16 protein-coding genes are annotated in these 16970 nt (G+C 71.6%); 7 read left to right on the forward strand and 9 right to left on the reverse strand.

Annotated elements, in window-relative coordinates; genetic code table 11:
* Positions 1-93 precede the first annotated feature (93 nt).
* The gene (locus AB0B66_RS08820; RefSeq protein ID WP_360525150.1) at positions 94-639 is read left to right on the forward strand and encodes a sigma-70 family RNA polymerase sigma factor; all 546 of its coding nucleotides are present in this window, start codon (positions 94-96) and stop codon (positions 637-639) included.
* Positions 640-647: 8 nt separating this feature from the next.
* A complete protein-coding gene (locus tag AB0B66_RS08825; RefSeq protein ID WP_360525153.1) occupies positions 648-1832 on the forward strand; it encodes a CU044_5270 family protein in 1185 nt (394 codons plus the stop codon).
* A gap of 78 nt (positions 1833-1910) precedes the next feature.
* Here the strand turns inward: AB0B66_RS08825 and AB0B66_RS08830 are convergent, their stop codons facing one another.
* Positions 1911-3029, reverse strand: a complete 1119-nt coding sequence (locus tag AB0B66_RS08830) for a DNA alkylation repair protein (protein ID WP_360525156.1) — start codon at positions 3027-3029, stop codon at positions 1911-1913.
* A gap of 104 nt (positions 3030-3133) precedes the next feature.
* Positions 3134-3568, reverse strand: a complete 435-nt coding sequence (locus AB0B66_RS08835; RefSeq protein WP_360525160.1) for an SRPBCC family protein — start codon at positions 3566-3568, stop codon at positions 3134-3136.
* A 73-nt stretch (positions 3569-3641) separates the two neighbouring features.
* On the opposite strand from AB0B66_RS08835, the gene AB0B66_RS08840 reads away from it, so the two are divergent.
* Positions 3642-4907 carry a serine hydrolase domain-containing protein gene (locus tag AB0B66_RS08840; RefSeq protein WP_360525163.1) on the forward strand — a complete coding sequence of 422 codons (1266 nt, stop codon included), beginning with the start codon at positions 3642-3644 and terminating at the stop codon, positions 4905-4907.
* Between the two features lie 6 nt (positions 4908-4913).
* Here the strand turns inward: AB0B66_RS08840 and AB0B66_RS08845 are convergent, their stop codons facing one another.
* The 4 genes from AB0B66_RS08845 to AB0B66_RS08860 all read right to left on the reverse strand — a co-directional run bounded on the left by AB0B66_RS08845 (position 4914) and on the right by AB0B66_RS08860 (position 8934).
* Positions 4914-5741 (reverse strand): DUF72 domain-containing protein, encoded by an 828-nt coding sequence (locus tag AB0B66_RS08845; RefSeq protein ID WP_360525256.1) that lies wholly within the window; start codon positions 5739-5741, stop codon positions 4914-4916.
* A gap of 38 nt (positions 5742-5779) precedes the next feature.
* A complete protein-coding gene (locus AB0B66_RS08850) occupies positions 5780-6664 on the reverse strand; it encodes an exodeoxyribonuclease III (RefSeq protein ID WP_360525166.1) in 885 nt (294 codons plus the stop codon).
* A 187-nt stretch (positions 6665-6851) separates the two neighbouring features.
* Positions 6852-7724, reverse strand: coding sequence for an alpha/beta hydrolase (locus AB0B66_RS08855; RefSeq protein WP_360525169.1), 873 nt, complete (start codon positions 7722-7724; stop codon positions 6852-6854).
* A 178-nt stretch (positions 7725-7902) separates the two neighbouring features.
* Positions 7903-8934 carry a LacI family DNA-binding transcriptional regulator gene (locus tag AB0B66_RS08860; RefSeq protein WP_360525172.1) on the reverse strand — a complete coding sequence of 344 codons (1032 nt, stop codon included), beginning with the start codon at positions 8932-8934 and terminating at the stop codon, positions 7903-7905.
* A 247-nt stretch (positions 8935-9181) separates the two neighbouring features.
* Here AB0B66_RS08860 and AB0B66_RS08865 point away from each other — a divergent pair, with 247 nt between their 5' ends.
* From AB0B66_RS08865 to AB0B66_RS08880, 4 genes are all read left to right on the forward strand, one after another.
* Complete coding sequence (locus AB0B66_RS08865; RefSeq protein ID WP_360525175.1) at positions 9182-10108, forward strand: sugar ABC transporter permease; 927 nt, start codon at positions 9182-9184, stop codon at positions 10106-10108.
* 2 nt (positions 10109-10110) lie between these two features.
* On the forward strand, positions 10111-11031 hold the full coding sequence (locus AB0B66_RS08870) for a carbohydrate ABC transporter permease (RefSeq protein ID WP_360525178.1): 921 nt from the start codon (positions 10111-10113) through the stop codon (positions 11029-11031).
* Positions 11032-11085: 54 nt separating this feature from the next.
* Positions 11086-12426, forward strand: a complete 1341-nt coding sequence (locus AB0B66_RS08875) for an extracellular solute-binding protein (RefSeq protein ID WP_360525181.1) — start codon at positions 11086-11088, stop codon at positions 12424-12426.
* A 127-nt stretch (positions 12427-12553) separates the two neighbouring features.
* The gene (locus tag AB0B66_RS08880) at positions 12554-14590 is read left to right on the forward strand and encodes a beta-galactosidase (protein ID WP_360525184.1); all 2037 of its coding nucleotides are present in this window, start codon (positions 12554-12556) and stop codon (positions 14588-14590) included.
* Positions 14591-14650: 60 nt separating this feature from the next.
* Here AB0B66_RS08880 and AB0B66_RS08885 read toward each other — a convergent pair whose 3' ends face one another.
* The 3 genes from AB0B66_RS08885 to AB0B66_RS08895 form a co-directional block, all read right to left on the reverse strand.
* Positions 14651-15076 carry a hypothetical protein gene (locus tag AB0B66_RS08885; RefSeq protein WP_360525188.1) on the reverse strand — a complete coding sequence of 142 codons (426 nt, stop codon included), beginning with the start codon at positions 15074-15076 and terminating at the stop codon, positions 14651-14653.
* A gap of 109 nt (positions 15077-15185) precedes the next feature.
* Entirely contained in the window at positions 15186-15848 is a 663-nt protein-coding gene (locus AB0B66_RS08890) for a response regulator transcription factor (RefSeq protein WP_360525191.1), read from the reverse strand.
* Complete coding sequence (locus AB0B66_RS08895; protein WP_360525194.1) at positions 15845-16969, reverse strand: sensor histidine kinase; 1125 nt, start codon at positions 16967-16969, stop codon at positions 15845-15847. The genes AB0B66_RS08890 and AB0B66_RS08895 overlap by 4 nt, the downstream gene beginning before the upstream one ends.
* Position 16970: the final 1 nt, after the last annotated feature.

Below are 16970 nucleotides of genomic sequence, written 5' to 3' on the forward strand. Positions count from 1 at the left end.
TCCGGCCGCAGATGATGATCGTCGCGGCAGGCCTGTAATTCCCGGCGCGCGGTTCGACAAGTACCCGTCGACAGCGCGACACACGGAGGTGCCATGCGAGAACGGCAAGAACGGCTGACGGAACTGTTCCGCCGACATGCCGACGACATCCACGCGTACGCGACCTGGCGCGTCGGCCGCCAGGACGCCCCGGACGTGGTCGGGGAGGTGTTCCTGGCCGCCTGGCGGTCCCTGGACCGGATCCGCGGCGGCGAGGAGCGCGGCTGGCTGTTCGGCGCGGCCCGCAACGTCGTGCTGGCCCGCCGCCGCCACGGGGCCGCCTCGGCCGCCCTGGGACAGCGCCTGGTCACCCTGGCCGTCGACGAGTCCGAACGGGACGGACTCGCCGACGAGGTCGCCCGCCGCGACCAGGTCTGCCGGGCACTGGACACGCTCGGTGAGCGCGACCGCGAAGTCCTCGTCACCGCGACCTGGTTCGACCTGACCCCGGCCGAGGCCGCCCGGGTCCTGGACATCTCCCGCCCGGCCTACCTGGTCCGGCTGCACCGTGCCCGCAACCGCTTCCGTTCGGCGTACCAGCAGGTCACCGAAGCCGAAGACAACCACCCGTCGGCCGCCCGCAAACCCTTGGCAGTGTGAGGAGCACCATGAACATCGACGAACTGGTACGCAGCACACGGCCGCGCGCCTCGACCGGCTGGGCCGGCAGCGACGGGGGACAGCAGGTGCTCGACGGCATCGTCGCGGCATCCCCGGCCGATCGTGCGGTGGGGGCCGCCGCGGGCCGCACCCGGCGGCCCGCACTGCGGATCGCGATGGCGGCGGCACTGCCCGCGGCCGCCCTGACCGCTGCGGCCGCGGTCTTCCTGGCCGGGGGCACCGGCACGGCACCGCCCCGGGCCGAGGGCACGCCATCGCCCCAAGTCCCTGGCACTGCTGCACCCGCCTCCGCGGTGCCGGTCCCGCAGACGGCCCAGCAGTTCTTCCTGGTCGCCGCGGAACGGACCGAGGCGGCGAGCACTGCGACCAGCGGCCGGTACTGGGTGCTGTCCAAGGAGCATGCCGAACCGATGCGCGTCGGCCCGGCGGCCCGGCCCTATCACGTCCTGTACCGGATGGAGATCGCGTACTGGGACAACCTGAGCACCGCCTACGAAGGCGCGGTCCTGCGGCGCAACGCCGGAGCCGCCCCGATCACGGCCGAGGACATCGCCGCCTGGACGGCCGACGGCTCCCCGACGCAGTGGGTCGTGGCCGGTGGCAAGCTCGTCATCACCGCCGAGCCCGGACCGTGGACCGCGATGGGTGGCCGTCCCGCCCCCCGTGAGTCCCGGGAGCAGGCCAACCGGTTGCCGACCTATGACCTCGCGGGCGGCCAGGTCACCCTCGCCCAGCTGAACGCCCTGCCCACCGAACCCCGGGCGCTGCGGCGCAAGCTGTCCGACATGCTCCACCGCAGCGAGGTGCTGATCGCCAACGACCACACCCTGTTCGTGGCCGTGCAGCAGCTCGTCTCCGACCTGCCGGTGACCCCGCAGGTGCGGGCCGCCGCCTACCGGGTGCTCGCCGAGGTCAAGGGTGCCACCCTGCTGGGCACCGTCCAGGACCAGAACGGGCGCACCGGCACCGCCGTCGGTTTCGTCCGCAAGGACGACGGGGGCAGGTGGTACCAGACCCGCCTGATCGTCGACCTGACCACCGGCAAAGCGCTGGCCGAGGAGACCTGGGACCTCGGCTCGGGCCGCAAACCGGCCACCACCGGCACCCTGCGCAGCAGCGACCTCGTGGTGCGGGCCGAGTTCACCGACGAGAACCCGCCCGCGGCGAGCTGACGGCGACGCGGCGAGCGGTGATCGCCGTTTCGGGTCGGGAACTGCGGTCGGACCGCAGATCCCGCCCTGAAACGGCGATCACCGCTCGGTGGCCGGTGTGCCTGCGCCGGCTCGGTCGCCGTCCTGCAGCGTGATCTCGGTTCCGGCCAGGATGCGGCCGTTGACCTGGATGTCGATGCGATGCGGGCCCGGGTACAGCCGGCGCACGCTGACGTGCTGGAACGTGTGGCGGCGGGTGATCTGGCGGGGCAGGCCCGGCTCGATGTCGGCCGTGGTCAGTTTGAACACCTTCGGCGCACGAGGCCCGCGCGCGCCCGCGTGGTGCACGACGTAATCGACGGCGGCCCGTACGCCGGTGTCCGCGGTGAGCGTGAACGCGATGGTGACCTGCCCGCCGATCGGCAGCGTCGCCGGTGTGACGGTCAGGCCGGTGACGGTCACGTCCGCGCCGTGGTCGAAGCCGAGCAGCCCGAGCGCCTCGGGATGGCCCTGCTTGACCAGCGAGCGCAGCGCGTGGCGGATCACCCAGGCGGTGCCGTCGCCGCCGCTCGCGGCCCAGCGCCGGGCCGTGGCGAGGGCGACGTCGGGGTGGTCCTTGGTGATGTCGTTGAGGTGGTTGGCGACCGAGCGCCGGACGTACAGCTCGGGGTCGTCGTGCAGCCGGTTGAGCACCGGGAGGGTGACCTGCGGGTCGGCCAGCATCGGCACCCGCGACGCCCACGGCAGCCGGGGCCGCGAGCCCTCCGAGGCCAGTCGGCGCAGGTGCTGGTCCGGATCGGTGGCCCAGATGTGCACCTGGGCGAGGGTGCGCTCGGGGTGGGCGGCCAGGTAGGGGCGGATCGCGAACTCGGCCGTGGCGTGCGGGGTCAACGCGGCGAGGGCGGCCAGCGCGTCGTCGGGGTGGGCCAGGCCGTGCACGGCGACGTAGTCGGTGGCGGGCCAGCCGCTCCACATGTCCAGCGGGGTTGCCGCGACGGCTTCGCGAAGGACGCGCGCGGCGTGCGGGAACGGCTCGGGCAGGAACCGGGCGAGCTGCGCGGACACCGCCGACACCCGCTGCTTGAGCGCGAGCGGCTTCAGCCCCCGGCCTGCGGCGGCCCGGAAGTCCGCGGCGGGGAACGCGGGGTGGACCCGGGTGAGGGCGGCGGCCAGCCGGGTGATGCTGGCGTCGTCGATGTGGTCCTTGAGATCGGCCATGGCGGCTGTGTTCCCCTTCGTGCCCTGCTCGCTCCGGCACCCTGGTCGAGCCGGTGTGATCAGTAGACACGACCCCTCTGACATGCCCGGATACGGCGGCGTGGTCAGCGCGGGGCGAAGCGGGCTTCGAGCCGGTCGAGGCTGCCGGTGATCGCCCGGCGGTTGCGGCGCGGGAACCAGCTGACGCTGATCAGCAGCGGCACGCGCGCGGTCGACCAGTCGAACTCTTCGGTGACCAGCGTGGTCCCGTCGGCGGCCGGTTCCAGCCGCCAGCGCCAGCGGTGCCCGTTGAAGTGCCGCCAGGCGATCAGGCGGCCCTCCTCGAACTCGACCACCGTGTTGAGGATGCGGTAGCCCGCGCCCATGCGCATGTCCATGCCGAACTTCATCCCGAGCGCCAGCCGGCGCGGCGCGCCCCGGGCGGCCAGCACCGACCCCGACCCGTCGATGAGGGGGTGCTGGGCGGGGTCGGCGAGCAGTTCGAAGATCTCCGCCGGTGGGGCGGGGACGATCCGGCTCTCGCGGATGAGACGGCGCATCCGCGCACTCTACCGACCGTACAGTTGGCGGAATGCGACCTATTTGGTCGATCTGTGCCGATACGATCCGGGGATGACCAGGTCGATGGCGGGAGCCGTCCGCCGGGCGGCTGTCGCCGGAGCCGCCGCGATGCTCGTGCTGGGCGGGTGCACCGTCGCCGCGGACGTGTCGACGGCGACGGTGGCGCGGCCGATCCCGACGCCGCAGGCGCAGGGCATCGCCGACATCGTGCGCAAGGCGATGGCGGACCAGTCACTGCGGGCCGTCATCGTCAAGGTGACCAGAGGCGACGAGGTCGTCACGATCCAGGCGTTCGGCGAGTCCCTCGACGGGGTGCCCGCCACCACGGACATGCGCTTCCGCAACGGCGCGGTCGTGTTCGCGTACCTGGGCACGCTGCTGCTGCTGTTCGTCGAGGAGGGCAAGGCCAAGCTCGACGACACCGTCGGCCGCTGGCTGCCGGAACTGCCCGAGTCCGGCAAGGTCACCCTGAAGATGCTGACCAACCAGACCACGGGCTACCCCGACTTCGAGACCGACCCGGGCTGGAACGCGGCGTTCAACGCCGACCCGTTCCAGTCGTGGACGTTCGAGCGGCGCCTGAAGTACGCGTTCTCCCGGCCGATCCAGTTCGCGCCCGGCACGAACTGGAGTTACTCCCACACCAACTTCATGATCCTCGGGGAGATCCTGGCGAAGATCGGCGGCAAGCCGCTCGACGAGCTGCTGCGCGAGAAGGTCATGGAGCCGATGGGTCTGAAGAGCACCGTCGGCAGCCAGACCGGGGCCGTGCCCGAGCCCGCGCTGCACTCGTACAGCTCGGAGCGGCGTGAGGCGCTGGGCGTCCCGGCGAAGACGGCGTTCTACGAGGAGGCGACGTACTGGAACTCCGACTGGGGCACCCCGGTCGGCGCCAACCAGACCTCGACCATCGACGACCTGGCGACCACCGCGATCGCCGTCGGCACCGGCATGCTGCTGTCGGAGGACAGCTACAAGGCGATGACCGACCCGAACCTGCTGGGCTTCGGGCAGGCGCAGGCCGACTGCGCGCCGTCGTGCTTCAAGCAGATCGTCGGCTACAACTACGGCCTGGGCGTGGTCCGCTCCGGCGACTGGATCCTGCAGGACCCCCTGCTCGGCGGCTACAGCGCCACGGAGGCGTTCCTGCCCCAGGAGAAGATCGGCATCTCGGTGGCCACCACGTTCCTGCCGGGCGCGTTCGACTGCAAGGGCGTCTACCCGAACTCCAGCGACACGGTGTTCCGGCTGATCGGGGCGTACGTGGCCCCGGACAACGCCCCGCCGATGCCGCCGCCGTACAAGAAGGCCTGCTGAGGCGGCTCAGAACAGGGTCAGCGGCTCGACCGGCTCCGGCTCGGGCAGCGGACGCAGTTGCGGCACCCGGGCCCGCACCTCGTCGTGGAAGCGGCGGCACAGCTCGGGAACGTCGGCGTTGTCGGGGGTGTGGAGGAACACGGTCGGCGAGCGCCCCTCGCGCAGCCAGCCGGTGACCGTCTCGACCCACGGCTGCCAGCCCTCGACGGTCGCGGCGGTGTCGTCGCGGCCCAGGTAGCGGACGATCGGCTGGTCGGTGAGCGCGTGGCAGCGGTAGGGCATGCGGGGCTTCCTGGTCCACGCCTCGCGTTCGGCGTCGCTGGTCGGCGGGGACCGGAAGAGCACGCGGGTGTCGAACGGCACCCATTCGGCGTCCGCCGCGGTGAGCGCGTCTTCGAGCAGCCGCGCCGAGCGCTGCTCGTCGAAGAAAGCGCGGTGGCGGACCTCGACGGCGTACCGGTGCTCGGCGGGCAGGTTCTTCAGGAAGGCCCCCAGCACGGGCACGTCCGACGGGCCGAACGAGCTCGGCAGTTGCAGCCACACGGCGTGGTTGCGCGGGCCGAGCGGTTCGACGGCGTCGAGGAAGGCGCGCAGTTCGGCGTCGGCGCCGAGCAGGCGGCTTTCGTGGGTGATCGGTTTGGGCAGCTTGACCACGAACCGGAAGTCCGGGTCGGTCTGCTGCGCCCAGGTGGCCACGGTGGCACGTGCCGGGGTCGCGTAGAAGGTGGTGTTGCCCTCGACGGCGTTGCACCAGCCGGCGTACGCCCGCAGCCGCTGCTCGGCGGTGGCCGGATGCGGCAGGAAGCGCCCCTGCCAGGCCTTGAGGCTCCACATCGCGCCGCCGACGTGCAGGCGTGGGGTGTGCTCGCCGGTCACTTGTCGTCCGGGGCTGCCGGTGCGGCCTGGGGCAGGCGGGCTTTGCCGCGCCGGGCGGCGGGTGCCGACGGGGGCGGCACGACCGGCCCGATGTCGCCGTCCGGGGCCTCGTCGAGGTCGACGATGACGGGGGCGTGGTCGCTGGGGCCGGTGCCCTTGCGGGCGTGCCGGTCGACCCAGGCGGCCTTGACGCGCTCGGCGACCGGCGTGCCGGCCAGCACCAGGTCGATGCGCATGCCGAGGTCCTGGTGGAACATGCCGGCGCGGTAGTCCCAGTAGGAGTAGACGCGCTTGTCGGGCCAGTGGTCGCGCACGACGTCGTGCAGCCCGGCCGATTGGAGGTCGGCCAGGGCGGCTCGTTCGGGGGCGGTGACGTGGGTCTGGCCGGCGAACGCGTCGGGGTCGAACACGTCGGCGTCGGTCGGGGCGATGTTGATGTCGCCGGCCACGATCACGGCGTCAGGTCCGGCGGTGACGAGGTCGCGCAGCGCGCTCAGCCAGGCGAGTTTGTACTGGTAGTGGTCGGAGTCGGGGGTGCGGCCGTTGGGCACGTACACCGAGTGCACGCGGATGCCGCCGCAGGTCGCCGACACGGCCCGCGCCTCGGGGTGGGGGAAGCCGGGGCCGCCGGGGATGCCTGTCACGACGTCGTCGAGCCCGACCCGGGACAGGATCGCCACGCCGTTCCACCGCGCCTCGCCGTGTGCGGCGTACTCGTAGCCGCGGTCGGCCAGCTCCTCGCCGAGCAGCTCGGCGAAGGCGGCGTCGGCGAGCTTGGTCTCCTGCAGGCAGAGCACGTCGGGTCGGCGTTGGTCCAGCCAGGGCAGCAGCCGGGGCAGCCGCTGCTTCACCGAGTTCACGTTCCAGGTCGTCACCCGCATCGGGTCCACGATATACGCGCCGAGCCGAGCCTGCGGTGGCACACCGCGCGGCGCCTGTCATCGACGGTGGCCTATCACATCGAGTTCGATCGCGAAAAAGTCGATGTGATAGGCCACCGTCTATGAAAAATGAGGTGCCGCGCCGGAGGCGGCGTGCCTCCGGCGCGGCGGTGGAGCGGATCGGTGGTCAGCAGGCGTTGGTGCGGAAGTCCGAGATCGCGGTGCCGCTGTAGCCGCAGGTGAACGGCGTGAAGCGGGAGTCCTGGTTGAGGTAGCGCTTGAACCAGGAGACCAGCGCCCGGGACAGGGTCGAGTTGGTGGTCTGCGGGAAGAAGTGGCTGGCGCCGTTCAGCTCGACGTAGCTCTTCTGCCCGGCGAGGGAGTTGTAGAACGGGATCGAGTGCGAGCTGACCCCGGCGACGGTGTCGCTCTCTCCGCCGACGATCTGCACGGCCTCGTTGACGTTGTTCCAGGTCTTGTCGGAGTTCCACGGTGCGATCGGCACACCGGCCTTGACGTTGCCGGTGGTGTCGGCGGCCAGGGCCTCCAGGGTGCCGCCGCCGCCCATGGAGTGGCCGGCGACGCCGCGGCGGCTGCCGTCGGCGCGGGAGGTGATGGCGCTGGGGGCCGAGTTGACGGCCCAGTTCAGTGCGGCCAGCAGCTGGCTGCCGCGACTGGCGGGCTGGTCGTAGACGCTGTTGGTCTCGATGCCGACCACGACGAAGCCCCACGAGGCCAGGCGCGGCCCGATCCAGCTGATGCTGGACCAGCGGGCGGTGAAGCCGGGGGAGATGGCGATGACCGGGTAGCGGCCGGCGGTGCTCGGGTAGTACGCCACGCCGCCGCCGAAGCCGCTGACGAGGCTGGAGATGCTGTACGTCGAGACGGAGAAGCTGCCGTTGCCGGTGATGTTCGACGAGGTCGGCGCCTGGCCGATCTCGTCGGCGTACGCCGGTGCGGCGGCACCGAGCGCGGTTCCGCCGGCCAGAGCGGTGGCGACGAACGCGGTGGCGATCAGGCGGGTGAGCCGCCGGCGGGGGGACGAGACGGATTGCTGCACTGTTCCACTCCTGACGGTGAGGAACCAGCTGCCCAGCAGCGGTGCTGCGGGGGACGGGAAGCTGGTCGATCGAGCAGTGGAGTCAGTTTCATCGATGTTAACGGGACCGGCATCGGCAGAATCGCCGGTCGAACCGGTGGCATCGGGGCGTTGGTGTCAATCCGGGCGATGGGCGGAATCACCGGCGGGGATCGGCCTGCCGCGGCGGTGCGGTGCTGGCGCGGACCTCCAGGCGGGTGGGCACCAGCGCGGTGCCGGGCCCGGTCTCGCCGCGGTCGATCTGCTGCAGGATGCCCTCCACGCAGCGGCGTCCGACCTCGGCGAAGTCCTGGTGCACGGTGGTCAGCGGCGGGATGAAGGAGCCTGCGTCGGGGATGTCGTCGAAGCCGACGACGCTGACGTCGGCGGGCACGGCGCGGCCCCGCTCGTGCAGGGCGCGCAGCACGCCGAGCGCCATCTGGTCGTTGGCCGCGAAGACGGCGGTGCAGTCGGGTTCGTCGGCCAGGGCGAGCCCGGCGCGGTAGCCGGACTCGGCCGACCAGTCGCCGTGCAGCGGCGGGGGCGCCTCGCGGCCGGCGGCGGTGAGGGTGTCGCGCCAGGCCTGGGCCCGGCGCTGGCTGGCGAACGAGTCCTGCGGCCCGGTGACGTGCCACACGGTGCGGTGGCCCAGTCCGAGCAGGTGCGCCACGGCCTGGCGGGCGCCGTCGGCCTGGTCGGTGTCGACGACGGCATACCGGTCGCCGGCGTCGGAGTCGACGACGACCACCTGCACGTTCGGCGGTAGCGTCACCGTCGCCGCGTCGAGCAGGTGCACCTCCATGATCACGATCACGCCGTCGACGGCTAGCTCGCCGAGGCGGGTGAACGCGCCGAGCACGCTGTCCTGGGTGGGCACGGCCACGGGGATGAGCGTGATGGCGTATCCCTGCAGCGCCGCGTGGGTGGCGATGGCCTCCAGGGTGCGGCTGTTGCCGGTGCTGGACAGGGTGAACAGGATCACGCCGATGGTGCGGAACTCGCCGCTCTTGAGCGCGCGGGCGGCGCTGTTGGGGCGGTAGTGCAGCTCCTTCATGGCGGCGAGGACCTGCTGGCGGGTGCTGCCGACGACGCTGGGGTGGCCGTTGGCCACGCGGGAGACGGTCTGCGAGGAGACGCCTGCGAGCCGGGCCACGTCGGCCATCGACACCCGGGGCGCCTTCGGCCGGCTCATCCCGTGCTCCCTTCGTGCGGCGTACGCGGGCGTCGGAGTGCTTCGTGTAACGAATCCGAAACCGGTCCTTGACGCCTGTTCGGCGTCGGTGACACTATCACCGAGCTGATGTTTACGTAAACATTACGCAATGTGATCGAGTCGTACCCTCATGCACATGCCCGGGTGTGATTCGGCAGCAGCGCTATGTTTGCGTAAACATCTGGTGTGACCAGCCATTCTTGAGAACTTGCCGGAAGGAGGAGACATGACGGTGCTTGCCCCTCCGACCATCTCGCGCACCGGCCAAGCCGCCACCCGACCACCGCGCCGCCGCCGGTCCTGGACGGGATGGGCGTTCGTCGGCCCGTTCATGGCCGTGTTCGCCTTCGTCTTCGTCGCGCCGATCGCCTACGCGCTCTACCTCAGCGTGTTCCGCACCCGGTTGATCGGCGGGACCAGTTTCGTCGGGCTGGAGAACTACCAGCAGGCCTTCACCGACCCGCAGTTCTGGTCGGGGACCTGGCGGGTGACGCTGTTCCTGCTCGTCCAGGTGCCGATCATGCTGTTCCTGGCGCTGCTGGTCGCCCTGGCCATCGACAGCGGCCGGCTCTACGGCAAGGCCTTCTTCCGCGTCGCGGTGTTCATGCCGTACGCCGTGCCCGCCGTGGTGGCGACGCTGATGTGGGGCTTCATGTACGGCACCCGGTTCGGCCTGATCGGCAACCTCAACGACGCGCTCGGCGTGATCCTGCCCGACCCGCTCTCCCCAGACCTGGTGCTCGCCTCCATCGGCAACATCGTCACCTGGGAGTTCGTCGGCTACAACATGCTGATCTTCTACAGTGCGCTGCAGGTCGTACCGAAGTCGCTGTACGAGGCCGCCGAACTCGACGGCGCGAGCCAGTTCCAGGTCATCCGGGCGATCAAGCTCCCGGCGATCAAGGGTGCGCTGCTCATCGCCACCATCTTCTCGATCATCGGCAGCTTCCAGCTGTTCAACGAGCCCAGCATCCTGCAGAGCCTGGCGCCCAACGCGATCACCACGTACTTCACCCCGAACATGTACGCGTACTCGCTGTCGTTCTCCGGCCAGCAGTACAACTACTCCGCGACCGTCGCGATCGTCATGGGTGTGCTGACCATGATCGTCGCCTACGCCGTCCAGCTGCGTGGCACGCGGAAGGACAAGTAGCCATGACGACGCAGACCACCCCCACGACCGCCGCCGCGCCACGTCCGGCGTCACCCGCCCGCAACCGCGTACGCCGCAAGGAGCAGCGGCGCAGCCCGCTGCTGACCGCGCTCACCGCGCTCATGCTGATCTACAGCCTGGTGCCGCTGGTATGGCTGCTCATCAACGCCAGCAAGACGCAGGAGGGCCTGTTCAGCTCGTTCGGGCTGTGGTTCGACGACGACTTCGCGCTGTTCGACAACATCCGCGCCACGCTCACCTACGACGACGGCGTGTTCGTCCGCTGGCTGCTCAACACGCTGCTCTACGTGGTGCTGGGGGCGGGTGGCGCGACCGCGCTGGCGACGCTGGGCGGCTACGCCCTGGCGAAGTTCGACTTCCCCGGCAAGCGCGGCGTGTTCGCCGTCGTCATCGGCGCGGTCGCCGTGCCGGCCACGGCCCTGGCGGTGCCGACGTTCCTCATGTTCTCCAAGCTCGGGCTGACCAACACCCCGTGGGCGGTGATCATCCCGTCGCTCATCTCGCCGTTCGGCCTGTACCTGATGTGGACCTTCGCGGCCTCGGCGATCCCCGGCGAGCTGCTGGAGGCCGCCCGGGTCGACGGCGCGGGCGAGCTGCGCACCTTCATCCGCATCTGCATGCCGCTGCTCGCCCCCGGCATCGTCACCGTGGCGCTGTTCACCATGGTCGCGACCTGGAACAACTACTTCCTGCCGCTGATCATGCTCAAGGACCCGGACTGGTACCCGCTGACCCTGGGCCTCAACGCGTGGAACGACCAGGCCGCCACCGCCGGCGGGCAGGCCATCTTCCACCTGGTCATCACCGGCTCGCTGCTGACCATCCTGCCGCTGCTGGCCGCCTTCCTGTTCCTGCAGCGCTACTGGCAGTCCGGCCTCGCCGCCGGCGGCGTCAAGGACTGACCCACCGACCTCACCGCTCACGAAATGCGCCACACCCCGTTTGAGAGGACACCGATGTTCACCAACCGACGCGCGCTCCTGCGCACCGCGGCGCTCGCCACCGCCGCGATCACGACCGCGGCGCTCGCGGCCTGCGGCTCCGACGACGGCGGCGACACCACCACCCCGGTAAGCGCCGACCAGGTGCAGGCCGCACTCGACAAGGGCGGCTCGATCACGGTCTGGGCCTGGGAGCCGACTCTCAAGCAGGTCGTCACCGCCTTCGAGGCCAAGTACCCCAAGGTCAAGGTCAACCTGGTCAACGCCGGCACCGGCAACGACCAGTACACCGCGCTGCAGAACGCGATCGCGGCCGGTTCCGGCGTGCCGGACGTCGCGCAGGTCGAGTACTACGCCCTGCCCCAGTTCGCCCTGGGCAAGTCGCTGACCGACCTGGCCGCGTTCGGCGCGGGTGAGCTCGACGGCACCTTCACCCCCGGCCCGTGGTCGTCGGTGAAGACCGGCGGCGGCACCTTCGGCCTGCCGATGGACTCCGGCCCGATGGCGCTGTTCTACAACAAGGAGGTCTTCGACAAGCACCAGATCGCGGTGCCGACCACCTGGGACGAGTACGCCGCGGCCGCCAAGAAGCTGCACGCCGCCGACCCGAAGGCCTACATCACCAACGACACCGGCGACGCCGGCTTCACCACCAGCCTGATCTGGCAGGCCGGCGGCAAGCCGTTCGCCGTCGACGGCACCAACGTGAAGATCAACCTCGCCGACGAGGGCTCCACCAAGTTCGCGGGAACCTGGCAGAAGCTGATCAGCGACAAGCTGCTCGCCCCGGTCGGCTCGTGGAGCGACGGCTGGTACAAGGGCCTCGGCGACGGCAGCATCGCCACCCTGGTCATCGGCGCGTGGATGCCCGCCAACCTGGAATCCGGCGTGCCCGGCGCCAAGGGCAAGTGGCGCGTCGCGCCGATGCCGCAGTGGACCGCCGGCGCCAACGCCGCGGCCGAGAACGGCGGCAGCTCGCTGACCATCCCGAAGGCCGGCGCGAACAACGCCCTGGGCTACGCGTTCCTCAAGTACGCCACCGCCGGTGAGGGTGTGAAGATCCGCGTCGACAACGGGGCGTTCCCGGCCACCACCGCCGAACTGAAGTCCGCCGAGTTCCTCGGCAAGGAGTTCCCGTACTTCGGCGGCCAGAAGGCCAACGAGATCTTCGCGAAGTCGGCCGCCGACGTCGTGCCCGGCTGGTCGTACCTGCCCTTCCAGGTGTACGCCAACAGCATCTTCAACGACACCGTCGGACAGGCGTACGTGACGGACAAGCCGCTGACCGACGGCCTCAAGGCCTGGCAGGAGGCGTCCGCCAAGTACGGCAAGGACCAGGGCTTCACGGTCGGCTGACCGTAGCCCGGCGTCGCGGACGGGTCACCACCCATCCGCCGCGTTCCCCGTGCCGCGGGCGGCACACCCCGACCGCCCGCGGCACGGCCCCCTGGCCCGACCGCACCACCTCGCAAGGAGCCTCCCCGTGACCCACCCCGCCCGTCCCCAGTGGCTGCGCCGGCCCGACAACGTGGCGCCCGGCCTGGCCTACGGCGCCGACTACAACCCCGAGCAGTGGCCCCGCGAGGTGTGGCGCGACGACGTACGCCTCATGCGCGAAGCCGGGGTCAACATCGTCTCGCTCGGCATCTTCTCCTGGGCGAAACTGCAGCCCGCCGAGAACACCTGGCGCTTCGACTGGCTCGACGAGGTCATGGGCCTGCTCTACGACAACGGCATCGCCGTCGACCTGGCCACCGCCACCGCCTCCCCGCCGCCGTGGCTGACCGCCAAGCACCCCGAGATCCTGCCGGTCAACGCCCGCGGCGAGACGATCTGGCCGGGCGGCCGCCAGCACTGGCGGCCCACCTCGCCGGTCTTCCGCGAGCACGCCCTGGCCCTGGTCGAGAAGCTGGCCGCCCGCTACGCCGGGCACCCGGCGCTCACCGCCTGGCACGTGTCCAACGAACTGGGCTGCCACAACGTCTACGACTACTCCGACGACGCCGCCCGCGCCTTCCGCGACTGGCTCCAGGCCCGCTACACCACCCTGGACGCGCTCAACCACGCCTGGGGCACCGCGTTCTGGTCGCAGGAGTACAGCGACTGGACGCAGATCCTGCCGCCGCGCCTGGCCGCCACCCACCCCAACCCGACCCAGCAGCTGGACTTCAAGCGCTTCTCCTCCGACGCGCTGCGCCAGTACCTGCGCGCCGAACGCGACATCCTGCACCGGCACACCCCGGACGTGCCCGTCACCACCAACTTCATGGTCATGGGCGGCACCAAGGGCATGGACTACGCCGCCTGGGCCGCCGACATCGACTTCGTGTCCAACGACCACTACGTCGAGCCCGGCCCGCAGGCGTTCGACGAGCTGTCCTTCTCGGCCAACCTGACCGGCAACATCGCCGGGGGCCGCCCGTGGTTCCTGATGGAGCACTCCACCAGCGCCGTCAACTGGCAGCCGGTCAACGTCGCCAAGAAGGCCGGTGAGCTGGCCCGCGACTCGCTGACGCACGTCGCGCACGGCGCCGACGCGGTCTGCTTCTTCCAGTGGCGGCAGTCCGCGGCGGGCGCGGAGAAATACCACTCGGCGATGGTCCCGCACGCCGGACCCGACAGCGACGTGTTCCGCTCCGCCGCCGCCCTCGGCGCGACCCTGCGCGAGCTCGCCCCGATCGCCGGCTCCGGCCGCGAGCAGGCCCCCGCCGCGATCGTCTTCCACTGGGAGTCGTGGTGGGCCGCCGAGGCCGACTCGCACCCCACCGACCGCCTGCGCTACCGGCAGGAGGCCCTGGACTGGTACACCGCGTTCCTGAACCTGGGCATCCGCGCCGACGTGGTGCCGCTGGGCACGCCGCTCGACGGCTACTCCCTGGTCGTCGCACCGATGCTGCACATGGTCACCGAGGCGGTCGCCAAGGACCTGCGGGGGTACGCCGAAGCCGGCGGTCACCTGGTCACGACGTACTTCTCCGGCATCGTCGACGAGCACGACCACGTCTGGCTCGGCGGCCACCCGGGCGCGCTGCGTGACCTGCTCGGCGTACGCGTCGAGGAGTTCGCGCCGCTGCTCGACACCGAGACGGTCACCCTCGACGACGGCCTGCCCGCGAACCTGTGGACCGAACGGGTCCAGGTCACCGGCCCGGACGTCGCGGTGCTGTCGCGCTACGCCACCGGCGAGCACACCGGTCACCCGGCCGTCACCCGCCGCACCACCGGCGAAGGCTCCGCCGCGTACGTGTCCACCCGGCTGGGGGCGCAGGGCCTCACCGCGGTCCTGGACAAGCTGGCCACCGCCGCGGGCGTGACCAGCGAACTGCCGCCGGACTCGCGCGGCGACGTCGAACTGACCGTGCGCAGCCGGGGCGATGAGCGCTTCGCGTTCCTGGTCAACCGCACCGACCAGCCTGTCACCGTCTCCGACCTGCCCGGCGAACTGCTCGCCGGGACCCGGGGGCCGCAGGGAGAGCTGCCGCTACCGCCGCGGGGTGTGCGCGTGGTGCGGCTGGGCTGAGCGCCGACCGGTGCCGGACCGCGACCGCGTGCCACGGTCGCGGTCCGGCACCGGCGGCGCTCAGTGCCGGTACTCCTGGTGCCGCCACAGCATGGCGGCCAGCATCGCGGGCAGCATCAGCAGATGCCCGCCCATCATCAGCGCCTCGCCGGAGAGCGCGCCGAACGCGTACGGCACCAGCAGGATCAGGAACGGCACGTACATCGCGGCGGACATCTCGGCGATACGGGCCCAGCCGTGCCGCCGGAACCGCATCCACGCCGCCATGCCGATCGTCATGTTCGTCGCCATCACCAGCACACTCGCGACGGTGAGGTCGGCCAGGCCGGGCCACGCCAGCGACCACAGCGGGCCCAGCGCGACCATCCCGACGACCATGGCGACGACCATCTCGACGAAATGCAGCGCGAAACGCAGGTTCTTGCGGGCAGCCGAACGCGCGGGCCGCTCGGCGGGGGTGTCCGGACCGGTCGTGGAGGTTGTCATGGCCACCATCCTGAACGGTCCAGGACGTGCGCACAGGTGCCGGAAGTCATGGTGGTGGTCATGGGCGGGCACGGGCGCTCCGACGCCGCCGCGCACGCGGACGCCCGGGTCACAGCAGGCCGAGGGCGCGGGCGCGCAACGCCGCCTGGGTGCGGTCGCGGGCGTCGAGTTTGGCCAGCACCCCGCTGACGTGGTTCTTGACCGTGCCCTCGGCCAGGAACAGCGTCGCCGCGATCTCCCGGTTGGAGCGGCCGTCGGCGAGCAGGCGCAGCACGTCGAGTTCGCGTTCGGACAGCGGCACCACCAGCGGCTGCGGCCGGACGGCCGGTTCCTCGTCGGGCAGCCGGGCGAACCGGGCCACCACCTTCGCGGCCACCGACGGCTGCAGCACGGCCTCGTCGCGGGCGGCGGCGAGGACCGCCTCCACCAGCTGCGCCGACGACGCGTCCTTGAGCAGGTAACCCAGCGCCCCGGCGCGCAACGCCGCGAACACGTCCTCGTCGTCGTCGAACGTGGTCAGCACGATGACCCGTACGCCCGGGTGCTCGGCCCGCAGACGCCGGGTGGCCGCGACACCGTCCAGGACCGGCATGCGCAGATCCATCAGCACCACGTCGGGCCGCAGCTCGGCCGCGCGGTCCAGGGCCTGCGCGCCGTCGCCGGCCTCGCCGACCACCACGATGTCGTCGCGCACGCCGAGCAGCACGGCCAGGGCCTCGCGGAACAGCGACTGGTCGTCGGCGAGCAGCACCCGCACCGGCAGGCGGCTCACCCGGGCACCTCCACGCTCAGCGTCGCGCCCCGGCCGGGCGCGGACTCGATGCTCATCCGGCCGCCCGCGTGCGCGGCGCGTTCGCGTACCCCCAGCAGGCCGTAGCCGGGCAGCTCGGCCGGGTCCGCGGCCAGGCCGGCACCGTCGTCGCGGACCTCCAGCCGCACGGCGGCCGGGCGGGTGTAGTCGAGGACCAGCTCGGCCCGGGTCGCCCCGGCGTGTTTGCGCACGTTGGTCAGGCCTTCCTGCGCGGCCCGGTAGAGCGACTCCTGGGCGGCGGTCAGCAGCGGCCGGGCCTGCCCCGTGACGTCCAGGCTGGTGGGCACGCCTGCGGCCGAGGCCTGCTCGGCCAGCCCGCGCAGCGCCTCGGACAGGGGAACCTGAGGGCGCGGCTCGCGGATCGCGCCGACCGAGCGGCGCACCTCCGCCAGCGCCTCCTCCGCCTGGACCTGCGCCTTGGCCAGCACGGCGTCGGCCCGGTCCGGGTCGCTGCCCAGCACCGCCCGCGCAGCCTTGACCTGCATCTGCACCACGGTCAGCGAGTGGCCGAGCCCGTCGTGGATGTCGCGGGCGACCCGGTTGCGCTCCTGCGCGACGGCCAGCCGCTCGACCTGCAGCGCGTACTCCCGCAGCTGCTCGTGGGCGTGGGTCAGCTCCTGGCGGGCCTGCTGCTCGCGCATGATCAGGCGGGTGAGCACGGCGGCGAACGCCGCTGCGGCCAGCATGCCCAGGGCCTCCCGGAGCCCCTCGCGCCACTCCATGCCCGTGTGCGCGAACGGGACCAGGGCGACGATCACCAGCGCGCCGCGCGGCGGCAACAGCAGCATGCTCTGGCTGACCAGCACCAGCAGCAGCAGGATCGCGCCGACCATCGCACCCGAGGTCACGAAGACGGCGTACCCGAGCAGCAACTGTGCGGCGACGAAGGCGATCCGCGGCCCGCGCCCGGACACCCGGTGCACGCGGCTGAAACCGGCGGTGGCCGCCACGGCGTACACCGCGCCGAGCACCACCGCGGCGACCGGGGAGTGCGGCATGCCCGGCGGTGGCTGCGCCACGACCACCCCGGCGACCAGCGTCAGATACGCGGCCACGGTCAGCGCGTGGAGAGCACGGTGCACG

This window comes from Catellatospora sp. NPDC049111 (assembly GCF_040648615.1).
In the GTDB taxonomy this organism is placed as follows: Bacteria; Actinomycetota; Actinomycetes; order Mycobacteriales; family Micromonosporaceae; genus Catellatospora; species Catellatospora aurea.